Source organism: Kineothrix sp. MSJ-39 (assembly GCF_018917935.1).
Taxonomy (GTDB): Bacteria; Bacillota; Clostridia; order Lachnospirales; family Lachnospiraceae; genus CAG-194.
The window spans coordinates 121,748-147,178 of sequence record NZ_JAHLPN010000001.1 but is presented as its reverse complement, the minus strand read 5'-3'; the positions used below and the strand labels follow the sequence as shown (position 1 = coordinate 147,178).

At 44.8% G+C, this 25,431-nt stretch carries 30 protein-coding genes; 28 read left to right on the top strand and 2 right to left on the bottom strand.

The features are described 5' to 3' along the window. Positions 1–75 precede the first annotated feature (75 nt). The 24 genes from KQI22_RS00685 (at position 76) to rsfS (ending at position 19,845) form a co-directional block, all read left to right on the top strand. Positions 76–798: a pseudouridine synthase gene (locus KQI22_RS00685; RefSeq protein ID WP_216550162.1), complete on the top strand. Its 723-nt coding sequence runs from the start codon at positions 76–78 to the stop codon at positions 796–798. Beyond that, the gene (locus tag KQI22_RS00680) at positions 791–2,734 is read left to right on the top strand and encodes a YgiQ family radical SAM protein (protein WP_216550161.1); all 1,944 of its coding nucleotides are present in this window, start codon (positions 791–793) and stop codon (positions 2,732–2,734) included. The genes KQI22_RS00685 and KQI22_RS00680 overlap by 8 nt, the downstream gene beginning before the upstream one ends. Next, positions 2,731–3,504 (top strand): SDR family NAD(P)-dependent oxidoreductase, encoded by a 774-nt coding sequence (locus KQI22_RS00675; protein WP_216550160.1) that lies wholly within the window; start codon positions 2,731–2,733, stop codon positions 3,502–3,504. The genes KQI22_RS00680 and KQI22_RS00675 overlap by 4 nt, the downstream gene beginning before the upstream one ends. Next, positions 3,505–4,074, top strand: coding sequence for a hypothetical protein (locus KQI22_RS00670; RefSeq protein WP_216550159.1), 570 nt, complete (start codon positions 3,505–3,507; stop codon positions 4,072–4,074). A 15-nt stretch (positions 4,075–4,089) separates the two neighbouring features. Further along, positions 4,090–5,070 carry an RluA family pseudouridine synthase gene (locus tag KQI22_RS00665; protein WP_216550158.1) on the top strand — a complete coding sequence of 327 codons (981 nt, stop codon included), beginning with the start codon at positions 4,090–4,092 and terminating at the stop codon, positions 5,068–5,070. Positions 5,071–5,137: 67 nt separating this feature from the next. After that, positions 5,138–5,680, top strand: coding sequence for a Holliday junction resolvase RecU (locus KQI22_RS00660; protein ID WP_216550349.1), 543 nt, complete (start codon positions 5,138–5,140; stop codon positions 5,678–5,680). A 102-nt stretch (positions 5,681–5,782) separates the two neighbouring features. Next, positions 5,783–7,081: an ATP phosphoribosyltransferase regulatory subunit gene (gene hisZ, locus KQI22_RS00655; RefSeq protein ID WP_216550157.1), complete on the top strand. Its 1,299-nt coding sequence runs from the start codon at positions 5,783–5,785 to the stop codon at positions 7,079–7,081. Then, on the top strand, positions 7,078–7,728 hold the full coding sequence (hisG, locus tag KQI22_RS00650) for an ATP phosphoribosyltransferase (RefSeq protein ID WP_216550156.1): 651 nt from the start codon (positions 7,078–7,080) through the stop codon (positions 7,726–7,728). Before hisZ ends, hisG begins: the two co-directional genes overlap by 4 nt. Then, positions 7,725–9,014, top strand: a complete 1,290-nt coding sequence (gene hisD, locus KQI22_RS00645) for a histidinol dehydrogenase (protein ID WP_216550155.1) — start codon at positions 7,725–7,727, stop codon at positions 9,012–9,014. The genes hisG and hisD overlap by 4 nt, the downstream gene beginning before the upstream one ends. 52 nt (positions 9,015–9,066) lie before the next feature. Beyond that, positions 9,067–9,654, top strand: a complete 588-nt coding sequence (hisB, locus tag KQI22_RS00640) for an imidazoleglycerol-phosphate dehydratase HisB (protein WP_216550154.1) — start codon at positions 9,067–9,069, stop codon at positions 9,652–9,654. Positions 9,655–9,666: 12 nt separating this feature from the next. Beyond that, positions 9,667–10,656 carry a phosphoribosyl-AMP cyclohydrolase gene (gene hisI, locus KQI22_RS00635; protein WP_216550153.1) on the top strand — a complete coding sequence of 330 codons (990 nt, stop codon included), beginning with the start codon at positions 9,667–9,669 and terminating at the stop codon, positions 10,654–10,656. Positions 10,657–10,724: 68 nt separating this feature from the next. Beyond that, positions 10,725–11,144 carry a hypothetical protein gene (locus tag KQI22_RS00630; RefSeq protein ID WP_216550152.1) on the top strand — a complete coding sequence of 140 codons (420 nt, stop codon included), beginning with the start codon at positions 10,725–10,727 and terminating at the stop codon, positions 11,142–11,144. After that, positions 11,119–13,011 (top strand): TIGR03960 family B12-binding radical SAM protein, encoded by a 1,893-nt coding sequence (locus tag KQI22_RS00625; RefSeq protein ID WP_216550151.1) that lies wholly within the window; start codon positions 11,119–11,121, stop codon positions 13,009–13,011. The genes KQI22_RS00630 and KQI22_RS00625 overlap by 26 nt, the downstream gene beginning before the upstream one ends. After that, positions 13,008–13,700 carry a TIGR03936 family radical SAM-associated protein gene (locus KQI22_RS00620; protein WP_216550150.1) on the top strand — a complete coding sequence of 231 codons (693 nt, stop codon included), beginning with the start codon at positions 13,008–13,010 and terminating at the stop codon, positions 13,698–13,700. Before KQI22_RS00625 ends, KQI22_RS00620 begins: the two co-directional genes overlap by 4 nt. A gap of 14 nt (positions 13,701–13,714) precedes the next feature. Continuing rightward, positions 13,715–14,923: a ribonuclease E/G gene (locus tag KQI22_RS00615; protein ID WP_216550149.1), complete on the top strand. Its 1,209-nt coding sequence runs from the start codon at positions 13,715–13,717 to the stop codon at positions 14,921–14,923. Next, positions 14,923–15,474 (top strand): NUDIX hydrolase, encoded by a 552-nt coding sequence (locus KQI22_RS00610; RefSeq protein WP_216550148.1) that lies wholly within the window; start codon positions 14,923–14,925, stop codon positions 15,472–15,474. The genes KQI22_RS00615 and KQI22_RS00610 overlap by 1 nt, the downstream gene beginning before the upstream one ends. Positions 15,475–15,591: 117 nt before the next feature. Then, the gene (gene rplU / locus KQI22_RS00605) at positions 15,592–15,897 is read left to right on the top strand and encodes a 50S ribosomal protein L21 (RefSeq protein WP_022004422.1); all 306 of its coding nucleotides are present in this window, start codon (positions 15,592–15,594) and stop codon (positions 15,895–15,897) included. Positions 15,898–15,913: 16 nt separating this feature from the next. Continuing rightward, positions 15,914–16,240 carry a ribosomal-processing cysteine protease Prp gene (locus tag KQI22_RS00600; RefSeq protein WP_216550147.1) on the top strand — a complete coding sequence of 109 codons (327 nt, stop codon included), beginning with the start codon at positions 15,914–15,916 and terminating at the stop codon, positions 16,238–16,240. Positions 16,241–16,243: 3 nt separating this feature from the next. Then, the gene (gene rpmA / locus KQI22_RS00595; protein ID WP_022004424.1) at positions 16,244–16,528 is read left to right on the top strand and encodes a 50S ribosomal protein L27; all 285 of its coding nucleotides are present in this window, start codon (positions 16,244–16,246) and stop codon (positions 16,526–16,528) included. A gap of 93 nt (positions 16,529–16,621) precedes the next feature. Beyond that, complete coding sequence (obgE, locus tag KQI22_RS00590) at positions 16,622–17,914, top strand: GTPase ObgE (protein ID WP_216550348.1); 1,293 nt, start codon at positions 16,622–16,624, stop codon at positions 17,912–17,914. A gap of 13 nt (positions 17,915–17,927) precedes the next feature. Further along, on the top strand, positions 17,928–18,218 hold the full coding sequence (gene yhbY / locus KQI22_RS00585; protein WP_216550146.1) for a ribosome assembly RNA-binding protein YhbY: 291 nt from the start codon (positions 17,928–17,930) through the stop codon (positions 18,216–18,218). Next, positions 18,202–18,837 (top strand): nicotinate-nucleotide adenylyltransferase, encoded by a 636-nt coding sequence (gene nadD, locus KQI22_RS00580; protein WP_253293447.1) that lies wholly within the window; start codon positions 18,202–18,204, stop codon positions 18,835–18,837. Before yhbY ends, nadD begins: the two co-directional genes overlap by 17 nt. Before the next feature lie 38 nt (positions 18,838–18,875). Then, positions 18,876–19,487 (top strand): bis(5'-nucleosyl)-tetraphosphatase (symmetrical) YqeK, encoded by a 612-nt coding sequence (gene yqeK / locus KQI22_RS00575; RefSeq protein WP_216550145.1) that lies wholly within the window; start codon positions 18,876–18,878, stop codon positions 19,485–19,487. Continuing rightward, complete coding sequence (gene rsfS / locus KQI22_RS00570; protein ID WP_216550144.1) at positions 19,477–19,845, top strand: ribosome silencing factor; 369 nt, start codon at positions 19,477–19,479, stop codon at positions 19,843–19,845. The genes yqeK and rsfS overlap by 11 nt, the downstream gene beginning before the upstream one ends. A 50-nt stretch (positions 19,846–19,895) precedes the next feature. Here the strand turns inward: rsfS and lexA are convergent, their stop codons facing one another. Beyond that, on the bottom strand, positions 19,896–20,513 hold the full coding sequence (gene lexA / locus KQI22_RS00565) for a transcriptional repressor LexA (protein WP_216550143.1): 618 nt from the start codon (positions 20,511–20,513) through the stop codon (positions 19,896–19,898). Positions 20,514–20,709: 196 nt separating this feature from the next. Here lexA and KQI22_RS00560 point away from each other — a divergent pair, with 196 nt between their 5' ends. Continuing rightward, positions 20,710–21,147 (top strand): LysM peptidoglycan-binding domain-containing protein, encoded by a 438-nt coding sequence (locus KQI22_RS00560; protein WP_216550142.1) that lies wholly within the window; start codon positions 20,710–20,712, stop codon positions 21,145–21,147. Positions 21,148–21,155: 8 nt separating this feature from the next. Here KQI22_RS00560 and KQI22_RS00555 read toward each other — a convergent pair whose 3' ends face one another. Beyond that, complete coding sequence (locus tag KQI22_RS00555) at positions 21,156–22,205, bottom strand: tyrosine-type recombinase/integrase (RefSeq protein WP_216550141.1); 1,050 nt, start codon at positions 22,203–22,205, stop codon at positions 21,156–21,158. Positions 22,206–22,359: 154 nt separating this feature from the next. On the opposite strand from KQI22_RS00555, the gene KQI22_RS00550 reads away from it, so the two are divergent. From KQI22_RS00550 to KQI22_RS00540, 3 genes are read left to right on the top strand one after another with little or no spacing between them, the layout of a single operon-like run. Then, entirely contained in the window at positions 22,360–23,469 is a 1,110-nt protein-coding gene (locus KQI22_RS00550; RefSeq protein WP_216550140.1) for a hypothetical protein, read from the top strand. Continuing rightward, the gene (locus tag KQI22_RS00545; protein WP_216550139.1) at positions 23,450–24,130 is read left to right on the top strand and encodes a response regulator transcription factor; all 681 of its coding nucleotides are present in this window, start codon (positions 23,450–23,452) and stop codon (positions 24,128–24,130) included. The genes KQI22_RS00550 and KQI22_RS00545 overlap by 20 nt, the downstream gene beginning before the upstream one ends. Next, positions 24,127–25,395: a sensor histidine kinase gene (locus tag KQI22_RS00540; protein WP_216550138.1), complete on the top strand. Its 1,269-nt coding sequence runs from the start codon at positions 24,127–24,129 to the stop codon at positions 25,393–25,395. The genes KQI22_RS00545 and KQI22_RS00540 overlap by 4 nt, the downstream gene beginning before the upstream one ends. Positions 25,396–25,431 lie beyond the last annotated feature (36 nt).

Genomic DNA, 25,431 nt, shown 5'->3' with positions numbered 1-25,431 from the left:
TCCATAAATCAAACAAAATAGTGTATACTAAAATAGTATTTTTGTGTATAAAAATTATGCAGCAGGATGAGAAAGATGAGACTGGATAAATGGCTGGCAGACGCCGGTGTCGGTACAAGAAGTGAAGTAAAAAATTACATCCGGAAAAAACAGGTACTGGTCAATGATCTGCCCGTAACCGATCCGGGCTTTCAGGTGACAGAGCAGGACAGCATCTGTTACCAGGGCAGGCAGATCGGGCAGCTTGGCAATGTCTATTATATGTTCCATAAACCGGCGGGGTGTGTCAGTGCAACGGAAGATGCCGGCAGGACAGTGCTTGATTATTTCCCGGAAGCGGAAAGAAAGCATCTGATCCTCTGCGGCAGACTGGATAAAGATACGGAAGGCTTTCTGATCGTGACAAATGACGGCTCGTTTTCCCACCGGCTCATGAGTCCGCGCCACCATGTGGACAAGACTTATTATTTTGAGGCGGAAGGGATGCTGACAGAAGATGCCAAAGAGCAGGTCCTGCAGGGCATCGATATCGGGGATGAGAAGCCTACATTACCTGCGCAGCTTACCGTTTCGGAGGCAGATCCCCAAAAACAGCTTGTCCGCGGGACGATCATTTTGCAGGAAGGGCGTTACCATCAGATAAAACGGATGCTGTTAAAGCTGGGCGCGAAAGTGACTTATTTAAAGCGCACTGCGATCGGAAGCGTTTTGCTGGATCCGTCGCTTGCAAAGGGATCCTACAGAGCACTGACAAAAGAAGAACTGAAACAACTGACAGGTGAGGATAACAATGAATGACTTTTTGCCGATTTCCAAAGAAGACATGGAAAAGGCGCATATCAGACAACTTGATTTTATATATGTAACAGGAGATGCTTATGTCGATCATCCATCCTTTGGCGTGGCGATCATTTCAAGAGTGCTGGAGGCACATGGCTATTCTGTCGGTATTATTGCACAGCCCGACTGGAAGGACGATGCCAGCATCCGCATTTTAGGAGAGCCAAGGCTCGGCTTTTTAGTCAGCGCGGGAAATATGGATTCCATGGTAAATCATTACTATGTTTCCAAAAAGCACAGACAGACGGACTCTTACACACCGGGCGGAAAGCCGTACCACAGACCGGATCATGCCACGATCGTATACGGCAATCTGATCCGTCGTTCCTACAAAAAGACACCGATCATCATCGGCGGGATCGAAGCGAGCCTGCGCAGGCTTGCCCACTACGATTACTGGTCAAATTCGTTTAAACGTTCCGTGCTGCTGGACAGCGGTGCAGATCTGATCTCTTATGGCATGGGAGAAAAATCTATCGTAGAGATCGCGGATGCACTGGCATCCGGTATGGATGTGTCCGACATTACTTATGTCAGGGGGACGGTATTTAAAGCCCGCAACAAAAACAGCTTTTACGATGAAATCTATCTGCCGACATACGAAGAAATGAAGGCAGACAAAAAGCTGTACGCACAGAGTTTTAAGATCCAGTATGACAACACCGATCCGTTTACCGGGAAGATGCTGGTGGAGGTCTATCCGCATGAGGTATATGTGGTGCAGAATCCGCCTGCAATGCCGCTTACGCAGGAAGAAATGGATGATATTTATGCACTGCCCTACACAAGGCGTGCCCATCCAAGCTATGATGCCTTAGGTGGCGTTCCGGCGACAAAAGAGATCCAGTTTTCCCTGATCAGCAACCGTGGCTGCTTTGGCGGCTGCAGCTTCTGTGCCCTGACGTTCCATCAGGGCAGGATCATCCAGACAAGAAGCCATGCGTCCATTCTGAAAGAAGCAGAGCAGATGACACAGGATAAAGACTTTAAAGGGTATATTCATGATGTCGGCGGCCCGACCGCTAATTTCAGACAGCCATCGTGTGAAAAGCAGTTAAAATGCGGTGTCTGCAAAAATAAACAATGCCTGTTTCCGAAGCCCTGTGCCAATATGAAGGCAGATCATTCCGATTATGTGGCACTGCTCCGCAAGCTGCGGAAGCTGCCGGGCGTGAAAAAGGTATTTATCCGGTCTGGCATCCGGTTTGATTACCTTTTGGCAGATAAAGACGAAACGTTCTTTGATGAACTGATCAAATACCATATCAGCGGTCAGCTGAAGGTGGCACCGGAGCATATCTGCGATGCGGTGCTAAAGCGGATGGGAAAACCGGAAAATGCGGTATTTCAGCAGTTTTTAAAGAAATATAAGCAGAAAAACGAACAGTTCCATATGGATCAGTATGTCGTACCGTATCTGATGAGTTCGCATCCGGGTTCGACCTTAAAAGAGGCGGTCGCACTTGCCGAATATATCCGGGATCTCGGTTATATGCCGCAGCAGGTACAGGATTTTTATCCGACGCCTTCCACAATGTCGACAGTCATGTACTACACAGGGATAGACCCGCGTGATATGTCCCCTGTTTATGTGGTGCACAATCCGCATGAAAAAGCGATGCAGCGCGCACTCATCCAGTACAAAAACCCGGAGAATTATGAGCTTGTCAAGGAAGCCCTGCATCTGGCACACCGGGAAGATCTGATCGGTTTTGATGCCCATGCACTGATCCCACCGCGTAAGATGGCAGGCTCTGCACATGGGCAGCATAAACCGAAAAACGGTAGCCAAAAACCGGATACCAGAGCTGGAAAAACAAAAGAAACCTGCCAGAGTAAAAATAGAAACGGAAAGAATCAGAAAACCGGGAAAGAAGGAAAGAAAAGAAGATGAATATAGCAATTATTACCGGAGCATCTTCCGGTATGGGAAAAGAATTTGCCAGACAGCTTACCGAAAAGGTACTGGGACTGGATGAAGTGTGGCTGATCGCCAGAAGAAGCGAACGCCTTGCTTCCCTCGCAAAAGAACTGCCGGTAGATGTCAGAACCTTCAGTATGGATCTGACGGACGACGCAGATTATGAGCCGCTTACAGAGCTTTTGGCAAAAGAACAGCCAAAAATACGTGTTATGATCAACTGTGCAGGCTATGGCAAGACAGGGCCGTTTGAAACGATCCCGGAAGCGGATACGCTTGGTATGGTCGATCTGAACTGCCGCGCCTTGACGAAGATGACGTATCTGGTTCTGCCTTATATGCCAAAACGGAGCTATCTGATCCAGTTTGCTTCCATTGCGGGCATTCTGCCACAGCCTAATTTTGCTGTCTACGCAGCTTCCAAGGCTTATGTACTTTCTTTAACCAGGGCACTGAGAGAAGAACTCCGCAGCAGACAGATTTTTGTGACAGCCATCTGTCCGGGGCCTGTGGATACTGCCTTTTTCTCCATTGCAGAAGAAACCGGATCACCTTTTGGCCTGAAGAAATACTTTATGGCAAGAAAAGAGAAAGTCGTTGCAAAAGCACTGCATGATGCCATGCGGAAAAAGGACGTTTCCGTTTACGGCTTGTCCATGAAGCTGTTACGCCTTTTGGTGAAATATGTACCGCAAAAATGGATCTTATTTATCTATGCCAGATTACTGCGAGGAGTGAAATAAATGAACGGACAAAAGATAAAACAGGGGGACTATGGCTATATCAGTCATAAAAAGAAAACGGAGATCATCAAAACGATCCTCTTTTTTGCGATTCCGTTATCTTTGTACATTGCAGGCTATATGACGACGAAATCCCGTCTGAACCTTTTGACGATCGTGGCTATATTAGGTATGCTGCCTGCCAGCAAACAGCTTGTGTCGCTGATCATGTATCTGAAAGCACATGGGATTTCAGATGCTGACTACTCGGCGGTAAAGGACGCGGTAACACCGCTCTGTAACAGCTATGATAATATCTTTACGACCTACGAAAAGACCTATGAAGTCCCTTCCGTTGTCATCCGTAACGGAAATGTCTGCGGTTATGTGGCAAAGCCTTACAAGGATCTGAAGAAACTGGAAGACCACATTACGGAATGTGCCAAAAAAGAGGGCTACCAGATCAACACAAAGATCTTTGATAAACTGGAAAGCTATCAGACCAGACTGTCTTCCATCAAAGAACTGGAAGACGCTACACCGGAAAAGGATCAGGCAGTCAGAACGATCCTCCATGAAATCACATTATAGAAAGCGAAACGGCTTATGAGAGAATTTGTTGTTTCCGAAAGAGACCAGGGGCAGAAATGCGTAAAATACGTCTGCCGTATCCTGCCAAATGCAGGTACCTCTTTTGTATATAAGATGCTGCGCAAAAAGAATATTACCTTAAACGGGAAAAAAGCCGACGGAACAGAATGTTTAAAACCGGGAGATAGAATACGGATCTTTTTTGCAGAAGAAACGTTCCTGAAATTTTCCGGCGCAGATACACAGGCAGAAAAGAAGCAGGGACTCACGCAGGGACAGGCACTGCAAAAAGACTGTATCCTGTATGAAGATGCCAATATCCTGCTTTACAACAAACCGGCGGGACTTCTGTCACAAAAGGCAGAACCTGATGATGTATCTGTCAACGAAATGTTTCTTGCCTATCTGCTGCAGGAAGGAAAGCTGACACAGGAACAGATGGCAACCTGCACGCCGTCGATCTGCAACCGGCTCGACCGCAATACATCCGGTATTGTGATCTGCGGCAAGACCTATGAAAGCTTGAAGGGACTGAATGCCATGATCAAAGAACGGCGTATCGGTAAGTTCTATCACTGCATTGTGACCGGATCAGTCAACGAAAAGATCACGCTGACAGGTTATCTGGCAAAGGATGAAAAAACAAATAAAGTAACCCTGCGGCAGACAGATTTTCCCGGCGCTTCCTATATCGAAACAAGCATAGTACCGATCCGGCAGTATCAAGGCGGGCTTTCCCTTTTAGAGATCCATCTGATCACAGGGAAAACGCATCAGATCCGTGCCCATCTTGCATCGATCGGGCATCCGATCCTGGGAGATTATAAATACGGCAACAGAAAGCTGAATGACCGCTATGGCGTCAAAAGCCAGTTATTACATGCTTACAGGCTGGAATTTCCGATTTTACCGGGAAATGATCCGCTTGCGGCTTTGAGCGGCAAAGTATTTACAGCTCCTGCACCTGACGGTTTTTCCCGGATAGAAAAGCAATGAAAATATGACAGAGACGCGGTCTGCGGACCGGCGATACGATCTGTTTGGAAAGAGAAGAACAGCAGACATGGCAACATGGAATTCAAGGGGCCTCCGAGGTTCTACCTTAGAGGAACTCATCAACCGGACAAATGAAAAATACAGAGAAAACGGACTAGCCCTGATCCAGAAGATCCCGACGCCGATCACACCGATGAAGATCGACAAGGAATCACGGCATATCACACTTGCCTATTTTGATCAGAAAAGCACAGTCGATTATATCGGAAGCGTGCAGGGAATCCCCGTCTGCTTCGATGCCAAGGAATGTGCGGTGGACACATTTTCGCTCCAGAACATCCATGCGCATCAGGTTGCGTTTATGCGGGATTTTGAAAAGCAGAAGGGTGTCGCCTTTTTCCTTTTGTATTATACCCATCGGGATATGCTGTATTATCTGACCTTCCGCAGACTGCTGGAATTCTGGAACAGAGCACAGGAAGGCGGCAGAAAAAGCTTTCGTCTGGAAGAACTCGATATGACTTACCGGCTTCCGAAAAAAAGCGGTGTTTTCGTCCCATATCTGGAAATGCTGCAGAAGGATCTGCTGGAAAGAGACGAAGAAGTTTGACAAGACGTACTTTTCCATGTATACTAGCGATAGTTTCACGTGGTAGCGAATTATCACGTTACCGTACTAAAGTACATAAATAACAGGAGGCAGATACGACTCATGGATAAATATGCAGAAAAGAGATTGTTACATACGCCTGAGGGAGTGCGTGATATTTATGGCAGAGAGCTTTTGAAAAAGCTGACTGTACAGGATAAGCTGATGCATACCTTTGCATCCTTCGGCTATAAAAATATCCAGACACCGGTATTTGAATTTTTTGATGTGTTTGGCAGTGAGATCGGTACGACCAGAAGCAACGAGCTGTATAAATTTTTTGACAAAGAGGGAAATACACTTGTGCTCCGCCCGGATTTCACCCCATCCATGGCAAGATGTGCAGCAAAATATTTTATGGAAGAAGATATCCCGGTTCGTTTTTCTTACTGCGGAAATGCCTTTACCAATACTTCCAATCTGCAGGGTAAATTAAAAGAAATGACAGAAACCGGCGTAGAGCTGATCGGCGACGGACACAGAAGTGCGGATGCAGAGCTGATCCATATGGCGGTCAGCGCATTAAAAGCCGCAGGGCTGAAGGAATTCCAGATCTGCATCGGTGAGATTGAATTTTTCAAAGGACTGTGTGAAGAAGCAGGCTTATCGGACGAAATGGTAGAACAGGTCAGAGAGCTGATCTCCAACAAAAACTATTTCGGCGTGGAAGAATATATTTTAGAAGCAGGCATCAAAAAAGAAAAAGCCGAATCCTTCCTGAAAGTGGTTGAACTGTTCGGTTCTTATGAATGTCTGCAGGAAGCAAAGCTGATCGTAAAAAATGAAATGAGCTTAAAAGCGGTCGGCAGACTGCAGGAGCTGTATGAAACGCTCGAAGAGCTCGGCGATGAGAAATATATTTCCTTCGATCTTGGCATGGTCAGCAATTATAATTACTATACAGGAATCATCTTCAAGGCGTATACATACGGTGTAGGCGATACGGTGCTGCGCGGCGGACGATATGATAAGCTGCTTTCTCATTTCGGAAAGGAAGCACCGGCGATCGGCTTTATGATCCTGGTGGATGATCTGATGATCGCCTTAGACAGTCAGAAGCTGTCTCCTGACGAAGAAAAATATATTGATTATCTCTTATATGATAAGGGAATGGCAAAAAAAGCCGGTAAACTGGCTGATAAGATGCGCAGGGACGGACTTTGTGTCGAATGTGTCCAGTTTGCAGCAGGTAAAAAGATTGATGATTATGTTGCCTATGGCTACCACAATATGGTATCCAGGCTGTATCATCTGACCAATGAGGAAAAGATTCTGACTTATGATCTTGCAGATAACAGCCCTGATGGGTTACCTGTAGACAACGCAGATCTGAAAGCATTTACATGGAGGAAGAAGGCATGAGTGAAGAAACACGTTATCTGACCTTTGCGCTCGGCAAAGGCAGACTTGCAAATAAAACACTGGAGCTTCTCGAGGAGATCGGTATTACCTGTGAGGAAATGAAGGATAAGGAATCGAGGAAGCTGATCTTTGTCAATGAAGAACAGAAACTGAAGTTTTTCCTGGCAAAAGGCCCTGATGTACCGACTTATGTTGAATACGGTGCAGCAGATATCGGCGTTGTCGGAAAAGATACCCTGCTGGAGGAACAGCGCAGGGCTTATGAAGTACTGGATCTTGGTTTTGGAAAGTGCAGAATGTGTGTCTGTGGCCCGCAGAGTGCCAAAGAACTATTGCAGCATCACGAAATGATCCGTGTTGCCTCTAAGTATCCGAATATCGCAAAAGATTATTTTTACAACAAAAAGCATCAGACTGTTGACATCATCAAATTAAACGGTTCCGTGGAGCTTGGACCAATCGTCGGTCTTTCCGACGTCATTGTGGATATCGTGGAAACAGGATCTACACTGCGTGAAAACGGACTGGAAGTGCTGGAAGAGATCTGCCCGCTGTCAGCCCGCATGATCGTCAACCAGGTAAGTATGAAGATGGAAGCAGAACGGATTCGTAAACTGATCGCACAGATAAAGGAGCGTCTTTCATGAGAATAGTAAAACTGACACAGGAAAGTAAAAAAACATTATTAAATGATCTGTTAAAAAGAAGTCCGAACAACTACGGACAGTATGAAAAGGTAGTCGCGGACATCATTGCGGATGTCAGGGAAAACGGTGACAGTGCTTTATTTGAGCTGGCACATAAATTTGATAAAAACAACATTACCGCAGCAGATTTCAAGGTAACAGAGGCAGAGATCGAAGAAGCCTTTTCCCTGATCGAGCCGGAATTTGTCGAGGTTATGAAGAAAGCTGCGGCTAACATTGTCAGCTATCACCAGAAACAGGTCAGAACGAGCTGGATCGATACAAAGCCGGATGGCAGCATCTTAGGACAGCGTATCACGCCGCTTGACAGTGTCGGTGTTTATGTACCGGGCGGAAAAGCTGTTTATCCAAGCTCTACACTGATGACAACGATCCCTGCAAAAGTGGCAGGCGTAGGAAAGATCGTTATGACAACTCCTGCAGGACCGGACGGAAAAGTCAATCCGGGTACACTGGTTGCGGCAAAGATCGCAGGTGTCGATGAAATCTACAAAACAGGCGGCGCACAGGCGATCGCAGCACTTGCGTTCGGAACGCAGTCCGTTCCGAAGGTAGACAAGATCGTAGGACCGGGGAATATTTTTGTGGCTCTGGCAAAGAAGGCCGTTTATGGCTATGTCAGCATCGATTCCATTGCAGGTCCGAGTGAGATACTTGTACTGGCAGATGAAACAGCCAATCCACGTTATGTGGCTGCGGATCTGTTATCCCAGGCAGAGCACGATGAGCTGGCTTCTGCGATCCTGATCACAACAAGTGAAGAGCTGGCAAAAGAAGTTTCCAGACAGACGAAGGAATTTACAGAGCAGCTTGCCCGCAAAGAGATCATCCAGAAGAGTCTGGACAACTATGGTTATATTCTCGTGGCAGATACGATGGAGGATGCCATCGATGCAGCAAACGAGATCGCATCTGAGCATATGGAGATCCTGACAAAGAATCCATATGAAACGATGACAAAGATCCGCCATGCAGGAGCAATGTTCCTTGGAAACTATTCCTCTGAACCGCTTGGCGATTATTTTGCAGGACCGAATCATGTACTGCCGACAAACGGAACAGCCAAATTTTTCTCACCGCTTTCCGTGGATGATTATATCAAGAAGTCCAGCATTATCTCTTATTCCAGAGAGGCACTTGAGGCAGTTCACAAGGATATTGAATTATTTGCCCGCAAGGAAGGTCTGACAGCACACGAAAATTCCATTAAAGTGCGTTTTGAGTAACCTGTCAGACAGATAATGCCCCTATATGAGTTGAGTACGAAAGGAACAGAGCATGGAACGAATCGGTACATTAGAACGAAATACAAAGGAAACACAGATCAAGCTGTCCTTACAACTGGACGGGACAGGCAAAAGCGATGTCAGCACAGGGATCGGCTTTTTTGACCATATGCTGGAGGGCTTTTCCAAACACGGCTTTTTTGATCTTTCCGTGCAGGCAAAAGGTGATCTGCATGTAGACGGACATCATACGGTAGAAGATGTCGGCATTGTGCTGGGACAGGCGATCCGTCAGGCAGTCGGGGACAAGGCAGGGATGAAGCGCTTCGGCTATTTTATCCTGCCTATGGACGATGCACTTGCCTTATGTGCGGTAGATCTTGGCGGCAGAGCGTATTTTTCCTTTGACGGAGAGTTTCAGACAGAACGCGTCGGCGATTTTGAAACGCATCTTGTCACGGAATTTTTCTATGCTCTGGCAAGCAATGCCCAGATGAATCTGCATATCCGGCTTTTAGCAGGGCAGAATGATCACCATAAGATCGAAGCCATTTTCAAGGCATTTGGCAAGGCACTGGATCAGGCGGTCAGCATGGATGAGCGGATCAGTGGCGTATTGAGTACAAAAGGTTCTTTATAACGGGAGATCACTATGGATAAGAAATTTGTAGCATGTATGTTTATAGATAACGGTAAGGCGGTCAAAAGCTTTACCGATCACACCATAATTTTTGATGATCCGGTCAGACTGGCAGAACAGTACAGCGATGATGATGCGGACGCGCTTCTTTTATTCGATGTTTCCGCAGGAGAGAACCATATCCAGTCGCTTCTTTTATACAAGGATATCTGTGATGTGGTCAATATCCCGGTTTACGGCGGCGGTCATATCAACAGTGCGGAAGATGTCGCAGATCTGTTTACCGCAGGCTGTGAAAAGGTTGTGTTAAATTTCGGCAAAGAGTGCCACGACCTGCTCCGTCAGGTGGCAGACGCCTATGGCAGAAACCGGATCGCGGTTTCCATTGCCAGTGCGGATAATATTGTGATCAATAAGGCAATTCTGGAAGAAAATGCATCAGAGCTTGTGCTCATTGATGAACATGCCCTGAAAAACTGTCTCGGTGCGAGCACATTGCCATGTATTGTTTTTCTGCCGGAAATCTCACTGGATAAGCTGCTTTCCATGATGGAAAAGCCAAATGTATCCGGTCTGTCCGGTAATATTGTCAATGAAAACTGCAAGGTGATCACAGCACTCAAATCACTTTGCCGGGAAAGAGGCATTTCTGTACATTCCTTTGAAGCACCGATGGCTTTTTCAGAGTTTAAGCTGCTTTCAGACGGACTGATCCCGGTTGTTGCGCAGGACTACCAGACAAAGGATGTCCTGATGGTCGCTTACATGAATGAAGAAGCGTATCTGACAACACTGCGGACAGGCAAGATGACCTATTACAGCAGAAGCCGTAAGGAGCTCTGGATCAAAGGCATGACAAGCGGTCATTTCCAATATGTCAAAGCACTTTCCATTGACTGCGACAACGATACACTGCTTGCCAAAGTAAAACAGATTGGTGCAGCCTGTCATACAGGCAATTACAGCTGCTTTTACAGAGATCTCATTCCCATGAAGCTGTAAAACGGCAGTTTCGGTTCTTTCTTCTAAGGTAAGTCCATATACTGCTAAAAAGGATAAGCGGAGCAGGTATGGAACGAGAAGAAAGAAAACAGCATTTTTCTACGGAACGAAAGCTGGAAACCATCTCATTTCTGAGAAGGAGTGCAGCAGAAAATAAACAAAGACTGTATCAGGCGGATGCTATTTTAAACGGGCAGCCTGCTGACAGGATCGATTTTACCAAACAGACAGACAGTGCAGCATCTGTGCGGGAAGAAGAACCCTATGCGCCCAAACTGCTATCAGGTTCTTTTTTCTTCAGATGTCTGATCGCACTTGCCTGTCTGTTTATCTTTCTGATCTTAGGGCAGACCACGGAACCAAAAACGCGGCAGTACATAAATACGATCAAGGGACAGATTGAAACAGATTATTCGGAAAATATGTTTGATTTTATCAGACAGATACCGTATACTTTACCTTATGAGAAAACGAATGTTAAAGGATGAAATCCTGTTAAAAATCGAAAAACCTGCCCGTTATCTGGGCGGAGAAGTCAATTCAGTCATGAAAGAGAAGGAAAAGATCGACATCCGGGTTGCCATGTGCTTCCCGGATGTTTATGAGATTGGTATGTCTCATCTCGGGATCCAGATCCTGTATGATATGTTCAACCGCTATGAAGATACATGGTGCGAGCGAGTGTATTCCCCATGGACAGATCTGGATGAGATCATGCGCAGGGAGCATATTCCGCTTTTTGCCTTAGAATCGCAGGATCCGATCAGGGAGTTTGATTTTCTGGCGATCACGATCCAGTACGAAATGTGTTATACCAATATCCTGCAGATCTTAGATCTTTCTCAGATCCCGATCATGGCGTGCGACAGAACAAAAGAAGATCCGATCGTAATAGGAGGCGGACCATGCACGTACAATCCGGAACCGATCGCAGATTTTTTTGATCTGTTTTATATCGGAGAGGGCGAGACCATGTACCGCCGTCTTTTAGATCTGTATAAGGCATATCAGGCATCTGATATGACAAGGGCACAGTTTTTACATGAAGCAGGCCGGCTTCCCGGCATTTACTGCCCGCAGCTTTATGAGACAAGCTATAAAGCGGATGGCACGATCGCAGCCTTTACACCGATTTACGATGATGTACCGGCTAAGATCGATAAAGAGATCGTAACAGATCTCGATGCAGAGGCTGCGGTGTATCCACAGGCGCCTGTTGTGCCTTTTATCAAGGTAACACAGGATCGTGTCGTACTGGAGATCATGCGCGGCTGTATCCGCGGCTGCAGATTCTGTCAGGCAGGACAGCTTTACAGACCGCTGCGGGAGCGTAATGTGGACGAGCTGAAAGAGTATGCCTCTGCCATGCTGAAAAATACAGGCCATGAGGAAATTTCCTTAAGTTCTTTAAGCTCGAGTGATTACTCCAAGCTTCCGGAGCTTATCGACTATTTGATCGAGGAATGCGACAGAAAAAAGATCAATATTTCCCTGCCTTCCCTGCGTATCGATGCGTTTTCACTGGACGTCATGAGCAAAGTACAGGATGTGAAAAAGAGCTCCCTGACTTTTGCACCGGAAGCAGGTACACAGCGTATGCGTGATGTCATCAACAAAGGGCTTACGATCGATGATATCTTAGGCGGCGCGACCACAGCATTCCAGGGCGGCTGGAACAAGGTAAAGCTTTATTTTATGCTCGGCCTGCCCACAGAAACGAAAGAAGATATCGAAGGCATTGCTGTATTGTCCAATGAGATAGCTAAAGCTTACTATGAGACGGTTCCGAAGGAGAAGCGGAACGGAAAGGTACAGATCGTTACAAGTACCTCTTTCTTTATTCCTAAGCCTTTTACGCCGTTCCAGTGGGCACAGATGAATACAAGAGATGAATTTCTGGAAAAGGCACATATTGTCAGGGATGCGGTCAAGAGCCAGCTCAACCAGAAGAGCATCAAATACAACTGGCATGAAGCAGATGTTTCAGAACTGGAAGGCGTCTTTGCCCGTGGTGACAGAAAGCTTTGCCGTGTCATTTACGGTGCTTACAAAAAAGGCTGTATATTTGATGCCTGGAGCGAATATTTCAAAAATGATATCTGGCTGGAAACATTTGCGGAGGAAGGGATCGATCCTGCTTTCTATACGACCAGATACAGAAGCGATGACGAAATCTTTCCATGGGATTTCATTTCCTGCGGCGTAACAAAAGATTTCCTGCTGCGTGAATGGGAAAAAGCGAATCAGGAGACCGTATCGCCAAACTGCCGGATGGCATGTCAGGGCTGTGGTGCAGCCAGATATGGTGTCGGTGTTTGCAGGGAGCCTAAGGCAGGAGGCAATTTATCAGAATGAAAGTCAGAATTAAATTTTCAAAATACAGCTCAATGATCTTCATCGGGCATCTGGATATGATGCGTTATTTTCAAAAGGCGATCCGCAGGGCAGAGCTGGATATTACATATTCCACAGGCTTCAGCCCACATCAGATCATGTCCTTTGCCGCACCGCTCGGTGTCGGTATGTATTCCAATGGCGAATACATGGACATCGGAATGGATTCCATCACAGATGCAGAAGATATCAAAGAACGATTACAGGCGCAGATGGTAGAGGGTGTGGATATCCTTTCCGTGACCATTCTGCCGGAAACGGCCGGAAATGCCATGGCAAGTGTTGCTGCAGCCCGCTATACAGTCCGTTTCCGCGAAGGGTATGAGCCAGACTTTGAGCTGTTTGACCATCTGGAAGAGTACTACAGGCAGGAAACACTTCCTGCAGTCAAACAGACAAAGAAAAATACCGTGGAATTTGATCTGAAGCAGGCAATTTACGAATTGTCCTGGGATAAAGAAAAGCAGGAGATCTACATGCTTGTTAATGCTTCCAGCAGCGGTAATGTAAAGCCGGGCTTTATCATGGAGCATATTTATCATTATCTGGGACAGGAGCCGTCGGAATTTGCTTTTGTGATTACAAGAGAAGATACGTATACGGAAGATGCAGACGGAAACCTGATTCCACTGGATCAGATTACAGCGTAACAGGAGATGAGAAGTTGAAAAATCAGTTACTGCTGACAACCTACCAAGACTATGATGCTGCGTTTCTGTTAGAAGAAGGACAGCTTGCGCAGATCTCTTTGGAAAAATGCGATCAGGATAAGATCGGAGATATTTATATCGGAAAAGTCAAAAATATAGCCGGAAATTTAAGTGCTGCCTTTGTGGAATATAAAAAAGGCTGTATGGGATTTCTGCCACTGGCAGATCTGCGTCTGTCTGCCATTTTAAACCGCAGAGATGCCAATGAACTGAAATGCGAAGATGAAGTGCTGGTGCAGATCGCAAAAGAGCCGATCAAGACAAAGGATGCTGTGCTGACGTGCGATATCAGCTTTGCAGGTACTTATTTTGTGCTGGTACCGAAAAGCCACGGAATCCATTATTCCAAAAAAATCATGGAACAGCAAAAACAGATTCTTTGGCAGATGCTTGATAAGATCATGCCAATGTTGTTCGGCGATCTGGCTGTCTTTCTGGACCGCTACGGTCTGATCGTCCGGACAAATGCTGCGCTTGCAGAGGAAACGATACTGTTCCAGGAGCTGCATGATCTATTCCATAAAGCCTCCAAGGTATTGCAGACCGCAGATAAGCGAACTGTTTATTCCTGTATCTACAGAGAAGCGGATCTGTTTGAACAGGCGATCCGTAATCAGTATGATCTGGAGGATACAGAGATTATTACCGATCAGGCAGAAATCGCTGCCAAAATACAGGAAAGCATGGGACTTACGATCAGACTGTATGAAGATAAACAGCTTTCTCTGTTTGCCCTGTATGGACTGAAAGGGCAGATCGAAAACGCACTCAGCAGACGTGTATGGCTGAAAAGCGGTGGTTATCTGATCATCGATCCGACAGAAGCACTGACGGTCATCGATGTCAATACAGGCAAAGCCCCCGGCAAAAAGAAAGAACGGGAAGCTTTTTATTTTCAGACGAATAAAGAAGCTGCCATAGAAGCTGCCAGACAGCTCCGCGTGCGTAATATTTCAGGTATGATCCTCATTGATTTTATCAATATGGAAAGCAAAACCGATCAGGAAACACTACTTACCGTATTAAAAGAACAGCTTCGGAAGGATCCGATCCAGACCGTTTTTGTCGATCTGACAAAGCTGGGGCTTGTGGAACTTACCCGGAAGAAAACATCCGCTTCTCTGGCAGAAAAACTGAGGCATAACAGAAAGGAACCTTTATAATGAAACTTCTTTCCCTAAAAAAGGTACATGATGGCAGATATCTGAAAAATTATGAGCTGACCTATGAAAATAAGGCAGGCAAAAACAAGGTCTACGAGATCATCAGCCGGAAAGAACTGCATGACGCGGCAGATCTTGGCAAAAGTACAAGCGGCGTATCGATCATTGCCTTTCAGGGCGATAAAATGCTCCTGTTAAAGGAATTCCGTATGGGGATCAACCGGTCTGTCTATAATCTCTGTGCGGGCATGCTCAATGAAGGCGAATCCATGGAGGATTGCATCCGGCGTGAGCTTTATGAAGAAACCGGTCTTTCCGTTAAAAATATCGTGCAGATCCTTCCGCCGTCTTATGCGGCAGTAGCGATTTCGGATGTTAAGACAAACATCGCGATCGTGGAAGCGGAAGGAGAGATCACAGGCGGACATACTTCCGCCAATGAACAGATCCGGGCTGCCTTTTATACAAAGGATCAGCTTCGTGAAATGTTGCAGACAGAAGAATTTTCTTCCAGAAGCCAGCTTGCCGCCTATTTCTTTATAAATAAATAAAAAAAGCTTGACGCAGCAGCCCGCGAATGCTATTATAATATGCGTATGCCGCATAGCGAGGTAAAAGTATGCCTATGCATCACCGAAGCTAGCGAGTAAATTTACAGGAGGTGTCCTATGTACGCAATTATTGCAACAGGTGGAAAACAGTACAAAGTATCTGAAGGCGATGAAATTTTCGTAGAAAAGCTCGACGCAGAAGAAGGAAGTGCTGTTACATTTGATCAGGTTCTTGCAGTAAGTGATAACGCTTTAAAGGTTGGCGCTGATGTTGCATCTGCATCTGTTTCCGGTACAGTCGTTAAACAGGGTAAAGGCAAAAAAGTCATCGTTTACAAGTACAAGAGAAAAACAGGTTATCACAAGAAGAACGGTCATAGACAAGCATACACTAAGGTTAAGATTGAAAAGATCAACGCTTAATTGATGCAGGTTAGATATGACAACAGTTACCATATACCAGAACAAAAACGGAACATACAAAGGGTTTGAATTAAACGGACACGCCGGCTATGCAAAGAGCGGAGCGGATATCGTCTGTGCCGCGATCTCCATGCTGACGACAAATACGATTAATTCGATCGAGACTTTTACCGATGATTTCTTTTCCTATGAAGAAAATGAAGAGTCGGGGTATATGAAGCTCATGCTTGATGAAGATGCTTCTGACAAGTCACAGCTTCTGATCAGTTCCATGGTTCTCGGTTTATCACAACTGGAAAAAAGTTACAGGAAATATGTACGATTAAAAAACAAGGAGGTGTAACTCATGTTAAACTTAAACCTTCAATTCTTCGCTCATAAAAAGGGAGTAGGTTCTACTAAGAACGGTCGTGACTCTGAGTCTAAGAGATTAGGTGCTAAGAGAGCAGACGGACAGTTTGTAAAGGCTGGAAATATTTTATACAGACAGCGTGGTACTAAGATTCATCCAGGTGTTAATGTTGGACTTGGTGGAGATGATACATTATACGCATTAGTAGACGGTGTTGTTAGATTCGAAAGAAAAGGAAGAGATAAAAAACAGGCTTCCGTTTATCCGGTAGAAGACTAATTACGAAATTGCGTGGAGCCTCAAACGTCAGTTTGAGGCTCTTTGTAGTTGGATATGGAATCATGGTTCTATATCACTTATGGAGAATACTATATGTTTGCAGACAGAGCAAAAATTTATATCAGAAGTGGAAAAGGCGGAGACGGACATGTCAGCTTCCGCCGTGAAAAATATGTGCCGGACGGCGGCCCGGATGGCGGCGACGGCGGTGATGGCGGCAGTGTATATTTCGAAGTGGATGAAGGCTTAAATACACTGACTGATTACAGACACAAACACAAATTCTGTGCCCAGAACGGTGAAGAAGGCGGTAAGAAAAACTGCCGCGGTAAAAACGGTGCAGATATTGTTTTAAAAGTTCCGGAAGGAACCGTTATCAAAGAAGAATCCACCGGCAAAGTCATTGCGGATATGTCCGGTGATAATAGAAAATATATGATCTTAAAGGGTGGAAAAGGCGGAAATGGCAACCAGCATTATGCCACCTCCACCATGCAGGCACCGAAATACGCACAGCCCGGTCAGCCGGCAAGAGAGCTGAACCTGTTTCTGGAGCTGAAGGTGATCGCAGATGTGGGACTCGTCGGTTTCCCGAATGTCGGAAAATCTACCCTGCTTTCCCGTGTTACCAATGCGCGCCCGAAGATCGCCAACTATCATTTTACGACGCTGAATCCGAATCTCGGCGTTGTGGATCTGCATGATGGTGCAGACGGTTTTGTGATCGCAGATATTCCGGGACTGATCGAAGGGGCATCGGAAGGCGTCGGCCTTGGTCATGAATTCCTGCGTCATATCGAACGTACAAAAGTGATCATTCACATGGTAGATGCAGCTTCCACAGAAGGACGTGATCCGATCGCAGATATTTATGCGATCAACAAAGAGCTTTCTGCTTATAATGCAGAGATCGCCCAGAAGCCGCAGATCATCGCAGCCAATAAGATCGATGCGATCTACGGGGATGAAAATGAAGTGATCACAAAGCTGAAACAGGAATTTGAGCCAAAGGGCATTCAGGTGATTCCGATTTCTGCTGTCAGCGGTAAAAATGTGGATACACTTCTGCAGGCGGTTTCCGGACTGCTTAAGGATTTTGAACATAAGCCGTTTGTATTTGAACAGGAATACTTCCCGGAAGAAGAACAGGCGTATGACGATGATCCGTTTACCGTAACCTACGACGCAGCAGAAGACGAATACGTGGTAGAAGGACCGAAGATTGAAAAGATGCTGGGCTATACAAATCTGGAGTCTGAAAAAGGCTTCCAGTTCTTCCAGAATTTCATGAAGACAAACGGTATTTTAAAACAACTGGAAGATCTTGGCATCCAGGAAGGTGACACAGTTCGTATGTACGGACTTTCTTTTGACTATTATAAATAATGAGGAGCTACAGATGACAAGCAAACAAAGAGCATATTTAAAAGGACTTGCCATGAATCTGGAAGCGATCTTCCAGATTGGAAAATCAAGTCTGACACCGGAAGTAACGGAAGCAATCGGAGAAGCCTTTAACAAAAAAGAGCTGATCAAGATCACCGTTCTGAAAAACTGTATGGATGATCCGAACGAGATCGCACATATGCTTGCGGAACGAACACATGCACAGGTCGTACAGGTGATCGGTAAGAAGATCGTTCTGTACAAAGAATCAAAGGAGCATAAAAAAATTGAGCTGCCAAAATAAAAAAGTTGGTATTATGGGTGGAACATTTGATCCGATCCATTACGGACATCTGATGCTTGCCCAGAATGCACTGGATACTTTTTCACTGGATGAGATCTTGTTTGTTCCGAGCGGAACGCCATGGCTGAAGGAATCCACAAAAGTATTATCCAAAAACAAACGTGTTTCCATGACCGGAATGGCGATCGAAGATAATCCTGATTTCGCATTGTCTACCATCGAGATCGACCGGGAGGGAAATTCCTATTCCTACGAAACAGTGGAAGAACTCAAAAGAGAACAGCCGGATACGGATTTTTATTTTATCATGGGAGCGGATTCTCTTTTGGAAATTGAACGATGGAAGCATCCGGATCGTCTGATGGCAGACTGCACACTTCTTGTGGCAGTGCGGGACGACTGTGACAAAGAAGGACTCAAAAAGCAGATTGCCTACTTAACGGACAAATATCAGGCAGATATCAGAATCCTGCCTGCAAACAGAATGGATATCTCCTCTACCAGGATCCGGCAGATGATCCAGGAGGGAAAATCCGTCCGCTATATGCTGCCCGATCAGGTCATACGTTTTATACAGAAAAATCATTTATATCAGCAGGAAACATCATCTGAAAATTAATGTATGAAGAACAAACAACGACAAAGGACGATAGAAACATGAGTACATTTCAGAAGATCAGCAAAGATTTAAAGAACAGACTGGATAAAAAGCGATATACCCATACACTTTCCGTGGCTGATACTGCAGCCTGTATGGCAATGCGCTTTGACGAAGATCCGTACAGAGCTTATCTGGCGGGGCTTCTGCATGATAATGCAAAATGTATCGAAGATAAAAAGAAGCTGGCTTTATGCGAGAAATATAAGCTTGCAATCAATGCGGCAGAACAGAAAAATCCCGATCTGCTGCATGCCAAACTGGGCAGTTTTCTTGCAAAGGAGCGGTATCAGGTAGAAGATCCGGAGATCCTTTCCGCGATCCTGTACCATACAACAGGCAAGCCTGCCATGACAACACTGGAACAGATTATTTATATTGCCGATTACATTGAGATCAACCGGAAAAAGCTGCCGGGTATGGAAGTAACCAGAAAATTGGCTTTTACAGATCTTGATGCCTGTATGCTCCATATTTTGGAAAGCACCCTTTCGTTTTTAGAGAAAAAAGGCGCAACGATCGATCAGATCACAATGGAAACATACACGTATTATAAAGAACGTGTGCAGCATGATAACGAAACAGAAAAAGGAGATACCCATGACGAATAGTATATCAAAAAAGATGGCACTTGCAGCAATCGATGCACTGGAAGATAAAAAAGCAGAAGATATCCGTGTGATCGATATCAGTGAAGTTTCCCCATTAGCCGATTATTTTATCATTGCAAACGGAACAAACCGCAATCAGGTACAGGCACTTGCCGACAATGTGGAAGAACTTTTAGGCAGACTCGGCTATGAAAGAAGACCGATCGAAGGCTATGACAGTGCGAACTGGATCCTGCTTGATTTCAAAGACATCATCATTCATGTTTTTGATAAGGAAAGCAGAAATTTTTATGATCTGGAGCGTATCTGGAGAGATGGAAAAGAAGTCACAGAAGATGATTTAAAGCGTGCAGAATAAAAGGAATCCCGGCAGTTTATGAACTGCCGGGATTTTTTTACAATGTAATTTTAACGATATAACCGGAATACACCGAATACCTTTCCAAGAATATCACAATCATCTACAATGATCGGATCCATTGTGTCATTCTCCGGCTGCAGACGGACATGTCCCTGCTCCTTATAAAAAGTCTTAACCGTTGCAGAGTCATCTACAAGAGCCACAACCATATCGCCGTTTCTGGCTACATTGGTACGCTCTACAAAAATCTGATCCCCACTGAAGATACCTGCATTAATCATACTGTCGCCCTTTACCTTTAAAATAAAAGTCTCGGCATTTGGCACCATATCGACCGGAACCGGAAAATATCCTTCAATATTCTCTGTCGCAAGGATCGGCTGACCTGCAGCAACCGTACCGATGATCGGAATGCTTGTCATTTCATTTCTGACAAGCTGGAAGCTGTCATCACAGATCTCTATTGCACGCGGCTTGGTCGGATCACGGCGGATATAACCGTTCTTCTCCAGCGTTTCCAGATGCGCATGTACAGAAGAAGTGGATTTCAGATGCACTGCTTCACAGATCTCACGCACAGCCGGCGGATATCCTTTCTCTAAAATCTGTTCCTTTATATATTCCAGAATTTCCGACTGTTTCTTACTGATCTTTCCGTTTGCCATATTCTATATCCTCCCTGTTATCGTTCACGGACATTACTGTTTAAATTGAGTATAACAGATAACAGGTGCAAAAGCAAACATATATTCCGAATTTTTGTTCGATTTTTTGCTTGACAACAGAATGTCTGTTCGATATAATGCAATCAAAAGAACGAGTGTTCGTATCGTATGTTCGATAAATCGGAGGATAACAAATATGGAAACAACAGGAAGAGAACTTCAGATCATGTATTTTATGCAGCAGGAGGATGTTGCAAAGGCAGCACCTGCACGCAGCATTAGCAGAAGAGCAGCACAGCGGCGCAAACAGGTCATGCAGATGAAGCGTCTGATCAGAAACAGCATTTTCACGCTTTGTGCGGTGATTCTCCTTGCGGTATCCATCAATGCGATCAGTGCACAGGCTACCACAAAGGAAGAAGCTTTGACACATACTTATAAATATTATAAGAGCATAGAGATTGCCAAAGGCGAAAGCTTATGGACGATCGCAGAAGCCTATACAGATGGTTCTGCCGCTGCTATTCAGGACTGTGTGAAAGAAATGCGTTCGATCAATTCCTTAAAAAATGACACGATCAAAGCCGGAGACCGGATCATCGTGCCATATTATTCCAATGAATTTATAAAATAAGTTGTCGGTTAAGGCTCTCTGAGCTTTACTGCTTTGGCTGCCCGCCTTCGGTTCTCTTCCTGCTGGGCAGCATAATGTTTCCTTGTTGTATTGACATCCTTATGGCCGAGTACATCCGCCACCAGATAGATATCACCAGTTTCGCGGTACAGGTTCGTGCCATAGGTACTGCGCAGCTTATGCGGCGTGATCTTCTTTAGAGAGGTTACTTTCGATGCATATTTTTTAACAAGCTTTTCCACAGCACGGACGCTGATCCGCTTATTCTGCATAGACAGAAACAGTGCTTCTTCATGTCCCGGTGCAGGTGTTTTATGTGCCCGTTCTTCCCAGTAATCAAGAAGTGCATCCTCTACCTCTTCCCCAAAATATACAACCGCTTCATAACCACCTTTTCGCACGATCCGGATTCCACCGTTTTTAAAATCCACATCATTCAGATTCAGTCCCACACATTCCGAAACACGGATCCCCGTGCCAAGCAGAAGCGTAAGAAGTGCCAGATCCCTTGTTTTTGTGACTTTATGATATTTCTTTTCTGTTTCGGTCAGTTCCTCGCCGTTTTCCACCAGCTCTAAAAGGGTAGCAACTTCATCGGGATCTAACCGGATAATTTCTTTTTCATGCAGTTTAGGCATCGGGACAAGTGCAGCAACGTCTTTTTCAATCAGTTCACTTGTATAAAAATAGTGATACATACTGCGTAGACTAGCCAGCTTTCTGGATTTTCCGCGCTCATCATTGCGATACTCTTTATCGTCCTTATAATATAATTCCAGATAATCCAGATATTCTTCGATATCCTCCCTGCCAAGCTGATCGAGCAGGCTGAGTGGATACTCCTGGATCGGAGTTCTTCTCATCGCATTGTTATTCTGCTGGATAAATTCAAAAAAGATGCGTAGATCCAGCGCGTAGCCCAGTCTGGTCCGGGTAGAAGTCGTATTTTCGATTCCACGGAAAAACTGTTTGCAGAACTTTGGAAGCTCCTGCAGGACGGCCCGCATCTTTTCAATATTTTCTTTGTTTACTTGATCATGATAACTGTGTTCGCTCATTTTTCCCTTCATCGTATGTTTTATTTTTTCTGTTTCTATTTTAATCGGAGAAAAATAGTTTGTAAAGTGCATAGCCATTCAGGGTTATACTTTACATTGCCAATAAAATACTTTATGCTACTATAAGAGTTAAGAAAGGTAACGTGGAAACTGCATGAAATTTCATTCTTCCAATCATAAATTGAATCCGGCAAAGCGTATGGCTGTCTTTGGCGTGCTTATTGGAATCATCTTGCTTTGTATTCTTTGTACATATCTTGTGAAACGGTTCTATGAAACGCCTGACCTGGGGCAGGCAGTCTCAGATGAAAAGAATCAGAATGCTGCTTATGCGCCATATTACAGCGAAGATATGCTGCTTTCCCTGGATGGAAAGAGTACAGAATATTGTGGCTTTTTTGTGGATCAGGGAGAGCCCTATTTTATGGTGAAATCAAAAGAAATCGGCTATCAGCTTATTCACGGAAAAAAAGGTGAGGAAAATATACGGAGCCGTTTTCACGATTCTTTCGTTTCCTGGCGTGAAGCTATGTCTAAATCAGTCGAAGAACAGTCCCTTACGTATGCAGTCATTTATACCCCTGATACATTATATCTGGTAGGGAAAAGACCGAGTCAGGCAGTTGCAAAGCTATATTGCTTATATCCGGAGGAAAAAACATTCAAACAACTGATGTGTCCTCCGCAGTTTCGGAATCGTTCTTTTCTGGATATTTACGGCGTGGAGGATAATATAATATTTGCCAGAGTTTCCAATGCAATCTATTCTTATTCTTACCGACAGCCGGATGCGGATATGGAATGGGAAAGTGAAGAGGATCATTCCTATGTATATTTAAAAAATGACACGGTAGATCAGATCACATGGGAATGTAATGTATATCAGTATAACAACATTTGTCATTTCCTTGCAGGCAGAGATTATTTTTATTATTTGTCAAAAGGAAAGATCTATCAGATAGACAGACAGGATGACTACAGTCATATGAATTTCATCCCGAATGAAAGAATTACAGATGTGACAAGCCCTGCCTGTCTTGATCAACAGGACAGGATCTATATCGCGGACAGTTGTGGCATCATGAGCTATTCGCCGACCGGAGAGCTTTGGGAGCTTTTGGTTTCCAATACAGGAAATACCGGTTTTAACGGTGAAAATCAGACCTTACTCGATCTGTCTGTGACAGAGGAACATGATTTTTATTTGGTTGTACAGGATAATCAGAACAGGCAGGTGAAGTTATATGCGTATACTCATGATTGAAGATGATAAGCAGCTCTGTGATGCGGTCAGTATCCAGTTACATGCCGAGGGGTATGAAACGGACATCTGTTTAACCGGGGCAGATGCATCCTATTATATAGAAAACGGTATTTACGATCTGATATTACTGGATCGGATGCTGCCCGGCAAAGATGGTATTTCTATTTTGGCGGACTTACGGAAAAGCGGGAATACAACACCGGTTATTCTGGTCACTGCTTTATCGGAGCTTACGGATAAAATAGAGGGACTGGATGCGGGAGCGGATGATTATTTATCGAAACCATATTCGGTAGAAGAATTGAAGGCACGTATCAGAGCTCTTATGAGGCGGCCGCATAAAATGGAATCTGCTACGGTTTTACATGCGGAGGATGTCAGTCTGGATTGTAATGAACTGAAGCTGTACTGTGGCGGGCAGAGCTGTAGTCTGAGCAAGAAAGAGTGCAATCTTCTGGAGTACCTGATCCGAAATTACGGGCAGACACTTTCCAGAGATCAGATTATGGGAAATGTGTGGGGCGCATCTCATTTTGTGGAAAGTTCCAATGTGGATACTTATATCCATTTTGTAAGACGCAGACTGAAAGCAGTTAACAGCTCCCTGCAGGTAAAAAGTGTTCATGGTGTCGGATATAAGCTGATAGGGGAAAATACATGAATGAAAGTGGTTTAAAAAAGATTCAGACAAAACTCTTATTATCCTATATGCTTGCTTCGGCTGTCCTTTTGCTGATTGTATTGTTTGCGGTCGGTATTTTATTATATCAGAACCTGATCCGCGATACCAAAACGGAACTCAGAGCAAATTTAGATCGATATCTGGAACAGATTTCGCAGGAAATGTGGGTTGATGATACTTATTTAGGAAAAGAAGAATTACAGAACCAATATGTCATATATGTGCTGGATCATGATACACCCATTTTATTTCAGGGCACGTATTTAGGGCAGGCGCAAAGGCAGGCTCTTTGGGATAAACTTCTTGACGGTGAAATAACCTATACGCAAAGTACGACGATCACACTGCCAAATGACAGACATGACCGGATAAGCAAGACGTTTTTTGCCTACCAGCATGCTACTGCTGACGGTACGATAAAATGTTATATTTGCAAGGATTTATCGGCTGTGTATCGAACAGTGCTTTTGTATATCCTGATTCTGCTGATCGGATTTGTTATTGGCTGTATCATACTCTATGTGATCAGTCAGATGCTGTCACGCAGGGCAATGCAGCCAATTAAAAATAACCTGCAGGAGCAGAATGCATTTTTCCATGCTGCTTCCCATGAACTGAAATCACCGATAGCTGTCATTACGGCCAACAATTCTGCCAGCATTGTAGATCCGCAGCATCTCGAAAAATACAGAAGTGTGATCGGAAAAGAATGCGAAAGAATGACAACACTTGTGCAGGATCTGTTATTGGTTGCATCCAGCAGCACAAATTCCTTTTCGGTCAATTTAAGCAAAAAGCAGCCGGATACCATTCTGATTCAATGTTATGAAAAAATGGAGCCGCTTGTACGGGATGCCGGCATGAATCTCAACATTGAAATCGCGGATATTGATTATGGCGAAATTCTGGTAGACGAAGACAGACTTATGCAGGTTTTGCAAATATTGCTCAGTAATGCGATCGCTTACGGGAAATCGGAGAATGGAATATTACTTCAGCTTCTGAAAAATAAGAAAACTGTCATATTTGCGGTTCGTGATTATGGGGCAGGTATAAGCGCGGAAGATGCTGCGCACATATTTGAACGGTTTTACCGAAGCAGCAAAGACAGAAGTGATAAAATGCATTTTGGACTTGGTCTTTCCATTGCAAGACAGCTGATCGAATCCATGAACGGGAAGCTGACCCTGGCAAAATGCAATAGTGGTGCCCTATTTGAAATCAGTTTTCATATACAATCATAAAATTCCTTGATATTTTAAAGATTTATTAAAGAAATC

Excerpts from the sequence above, each read along its gene's own strand:
- KQI22_RS00685 (WP_216550162.1), top strand. The coding sequence starts at position 76 with ATGAGACTGGATAAATGGCTGGCAGACGCCGGTGTCGGTACAAGAAGT.
- KQI22_RS00680 (WP_216550161.1), top strand. The coding sequence starts at position 791 with ATGAATGACTTTTTGCCGATTTCCAAAGAAGACATGGAAAAGGCGCAT.
- KQI22_RS00675 (WP_216550160.1), top strand. The coding sequence starts at position 2,731 with ATGAATATAGCAATTATTACCGGAGCATCTTCCGGTATGGGAAAAGAA.
- KQI22_RS00670 (WP_216550159.1), top strand. The coding sequence starts at position 3,505 with ATGAACGGACAAAAGATAAAACAGGGGGACTATGGCTATATCAGTCAT.
- KQI22_RS00665 (WP_216550158.1), top strand. The coding sequence starts at position 4,090 with ATGAGAGAATTTGTTGTTTCCGAAAGAGACCAGGGGCAGAAATGCGTA.
- KQI22_RS00660 (WP_216550349.1), top strand. The coding sequence starts at position 5,138 with ATGGCAACATGGAATTCAAGGGGCCTCCGAGGTTCTACCTTAGAGGAA.
- hisZ (WP_216550157.1), top strand. The coding sequence starts at position 5,783 with ATGGATAAATATGCAGAAAAGAGATTGTTACATACGCCTGAGGGAGTG.
- hisG (WP_216550156.1), top strand. The coding sequence starts at position 7,078 with ATGAGTGAAGAAACACGTTATCTGACCTTTGCGCTCGGCAAAGGCAGA.
- hisD (WP_216550155.1), top strand. The coding sequence starts at position 7,725 with ATGAGAATAGTAAAACTGACACAGGAAAGTAAAAAAACATTATTAAAT.
- hisB (WP_216550154.1), top strand. The coding sequence starts at position 9,067 with ATGGAACGAATCGGTACATTAGAACGAAATACAAAGGAAACACAGATC.
- hisI (WP_216550153.1), top strand. The coding sequence starts at position 9,667 with ATGGATAAGAAATTTGTAGCATGTATGTTTATAGATAACGGTAAGGCG.
- KQI22_RS00630 (WP_216550152.1), top strand. The coding sequence starts at position 10,725 with ATGGAACGAGAAGAAAGAAAACAGCATTTTTCTACGGAACGAAAGCTG.
- KQI22_RS00625 (WP_216550151.1), top strand. The coding sequence starts at position 11,119 with ATGAGAAAACGAATGTTAAAGGATGAAATCCTGTTAAAAATCGAAAAA.
- KQI22_RS00620 (WP_216550150.1), top strand. The coding sequence starts at position 13,008 with ATGAAAGTCAGAATTAAATTTTCAAAATACAGCTCAATGATCTTCATC.
- KQI22_RS00610 (WP_216550148.1), top strand. The coding sequence starts at position 14,923 with ATGAAACTTCTTTCCCTAAAAAAGGTACATGATGGCAGATATCTGAAA.
- rplU (WP_022004422.1), top strand. The coding sequence starts at position 15,592 with ATGTACGCAATTATTGCAACAGGTGGAAAACAGTACAAAGTATCTGAA.
- KQI22_RS00600 (WP_216550147.1), top strand. The coding sequence starts at position 15,914 with ATGACAACAGTTACCATATACCAGAACAAAAACGGAACATACAAAGGG.
- rpmA (WP_022004424.1), top strand. The coding sequence starts at position 16,244 with ATGTTAAACTTAAACCTTCAATTCTTCGCTCATAAAAAGGGAGTAGGT.
- obgE (WP_216550348.1), top strand. The coding sequence starts at position 16,622 with ATGTTTGCAGACAGAGCAAAAATTTATATCAGAAGTGGAAAAGGCGGA.
- yhbY (WP_216550146.1), top strand. The coding sequence starts at position 17,928 with ATGACAAGCAAACAAAGAGCATATTTAAAAGGACTTGCCATGAATCTG.
- yqeK (WP_216550145.1), top strand. The coding sequence starts at position 18,876 with ATGAGTACATTTCAGAAGATCAGCAAAGATTTAAAGAACAGACTGGAT.
- rsfS (WP_216550144.1), top strand. The coding sequence starts at position 19,477 with ATGACGAATAGTATATCAAAAAAGATGGCACTTGCAGCAATCGATGCA.
- lexA (WP_216550143.1), bottom strand. The coding sequence starts at position 20,513 with ATGGCAAACGGAAAGATCAGTAAGAAACAGTCGGAAATTCTGGAATAT.
- KQI22_RS00560 (WP_216550142.1), top strand. The coding sequence starts at position 20,710 with ATGGAAACAACAGGAAGAGAACTTCAGATCATGTATTTTATGCAGCAG.
- KQI22_RS00555 (WP_216550141.1), bottom strand. The coding sequence starts at position 22,205 with ATGAGCGAACACAGTTATCATGATCAAGTAAACAAAGAAAATATTGAA.
- KQI22_RS00550 (WP_216550140.1), top strand. The coding sequence starts at position 22,360 with ATGAAATTTCATTCTTCCAATCATAAATTGAATCCGGCAAAGCGTATG.
- KQI22_RS00545 (WP_216550139.1), top strand. The coding sequence starts at position 23,450 with ATGCGTATACTCATGATTGAAGATGATAAGCAGCTCTGTGATGCGGTC.
- KQI22_RS00540 (WP_216550138.1), top strand. The coding sequence starts at position 24,127 with ATGAATGAAAGTGGTTTAAAAAAGATTCAGACAAAACTCTTATTATCC.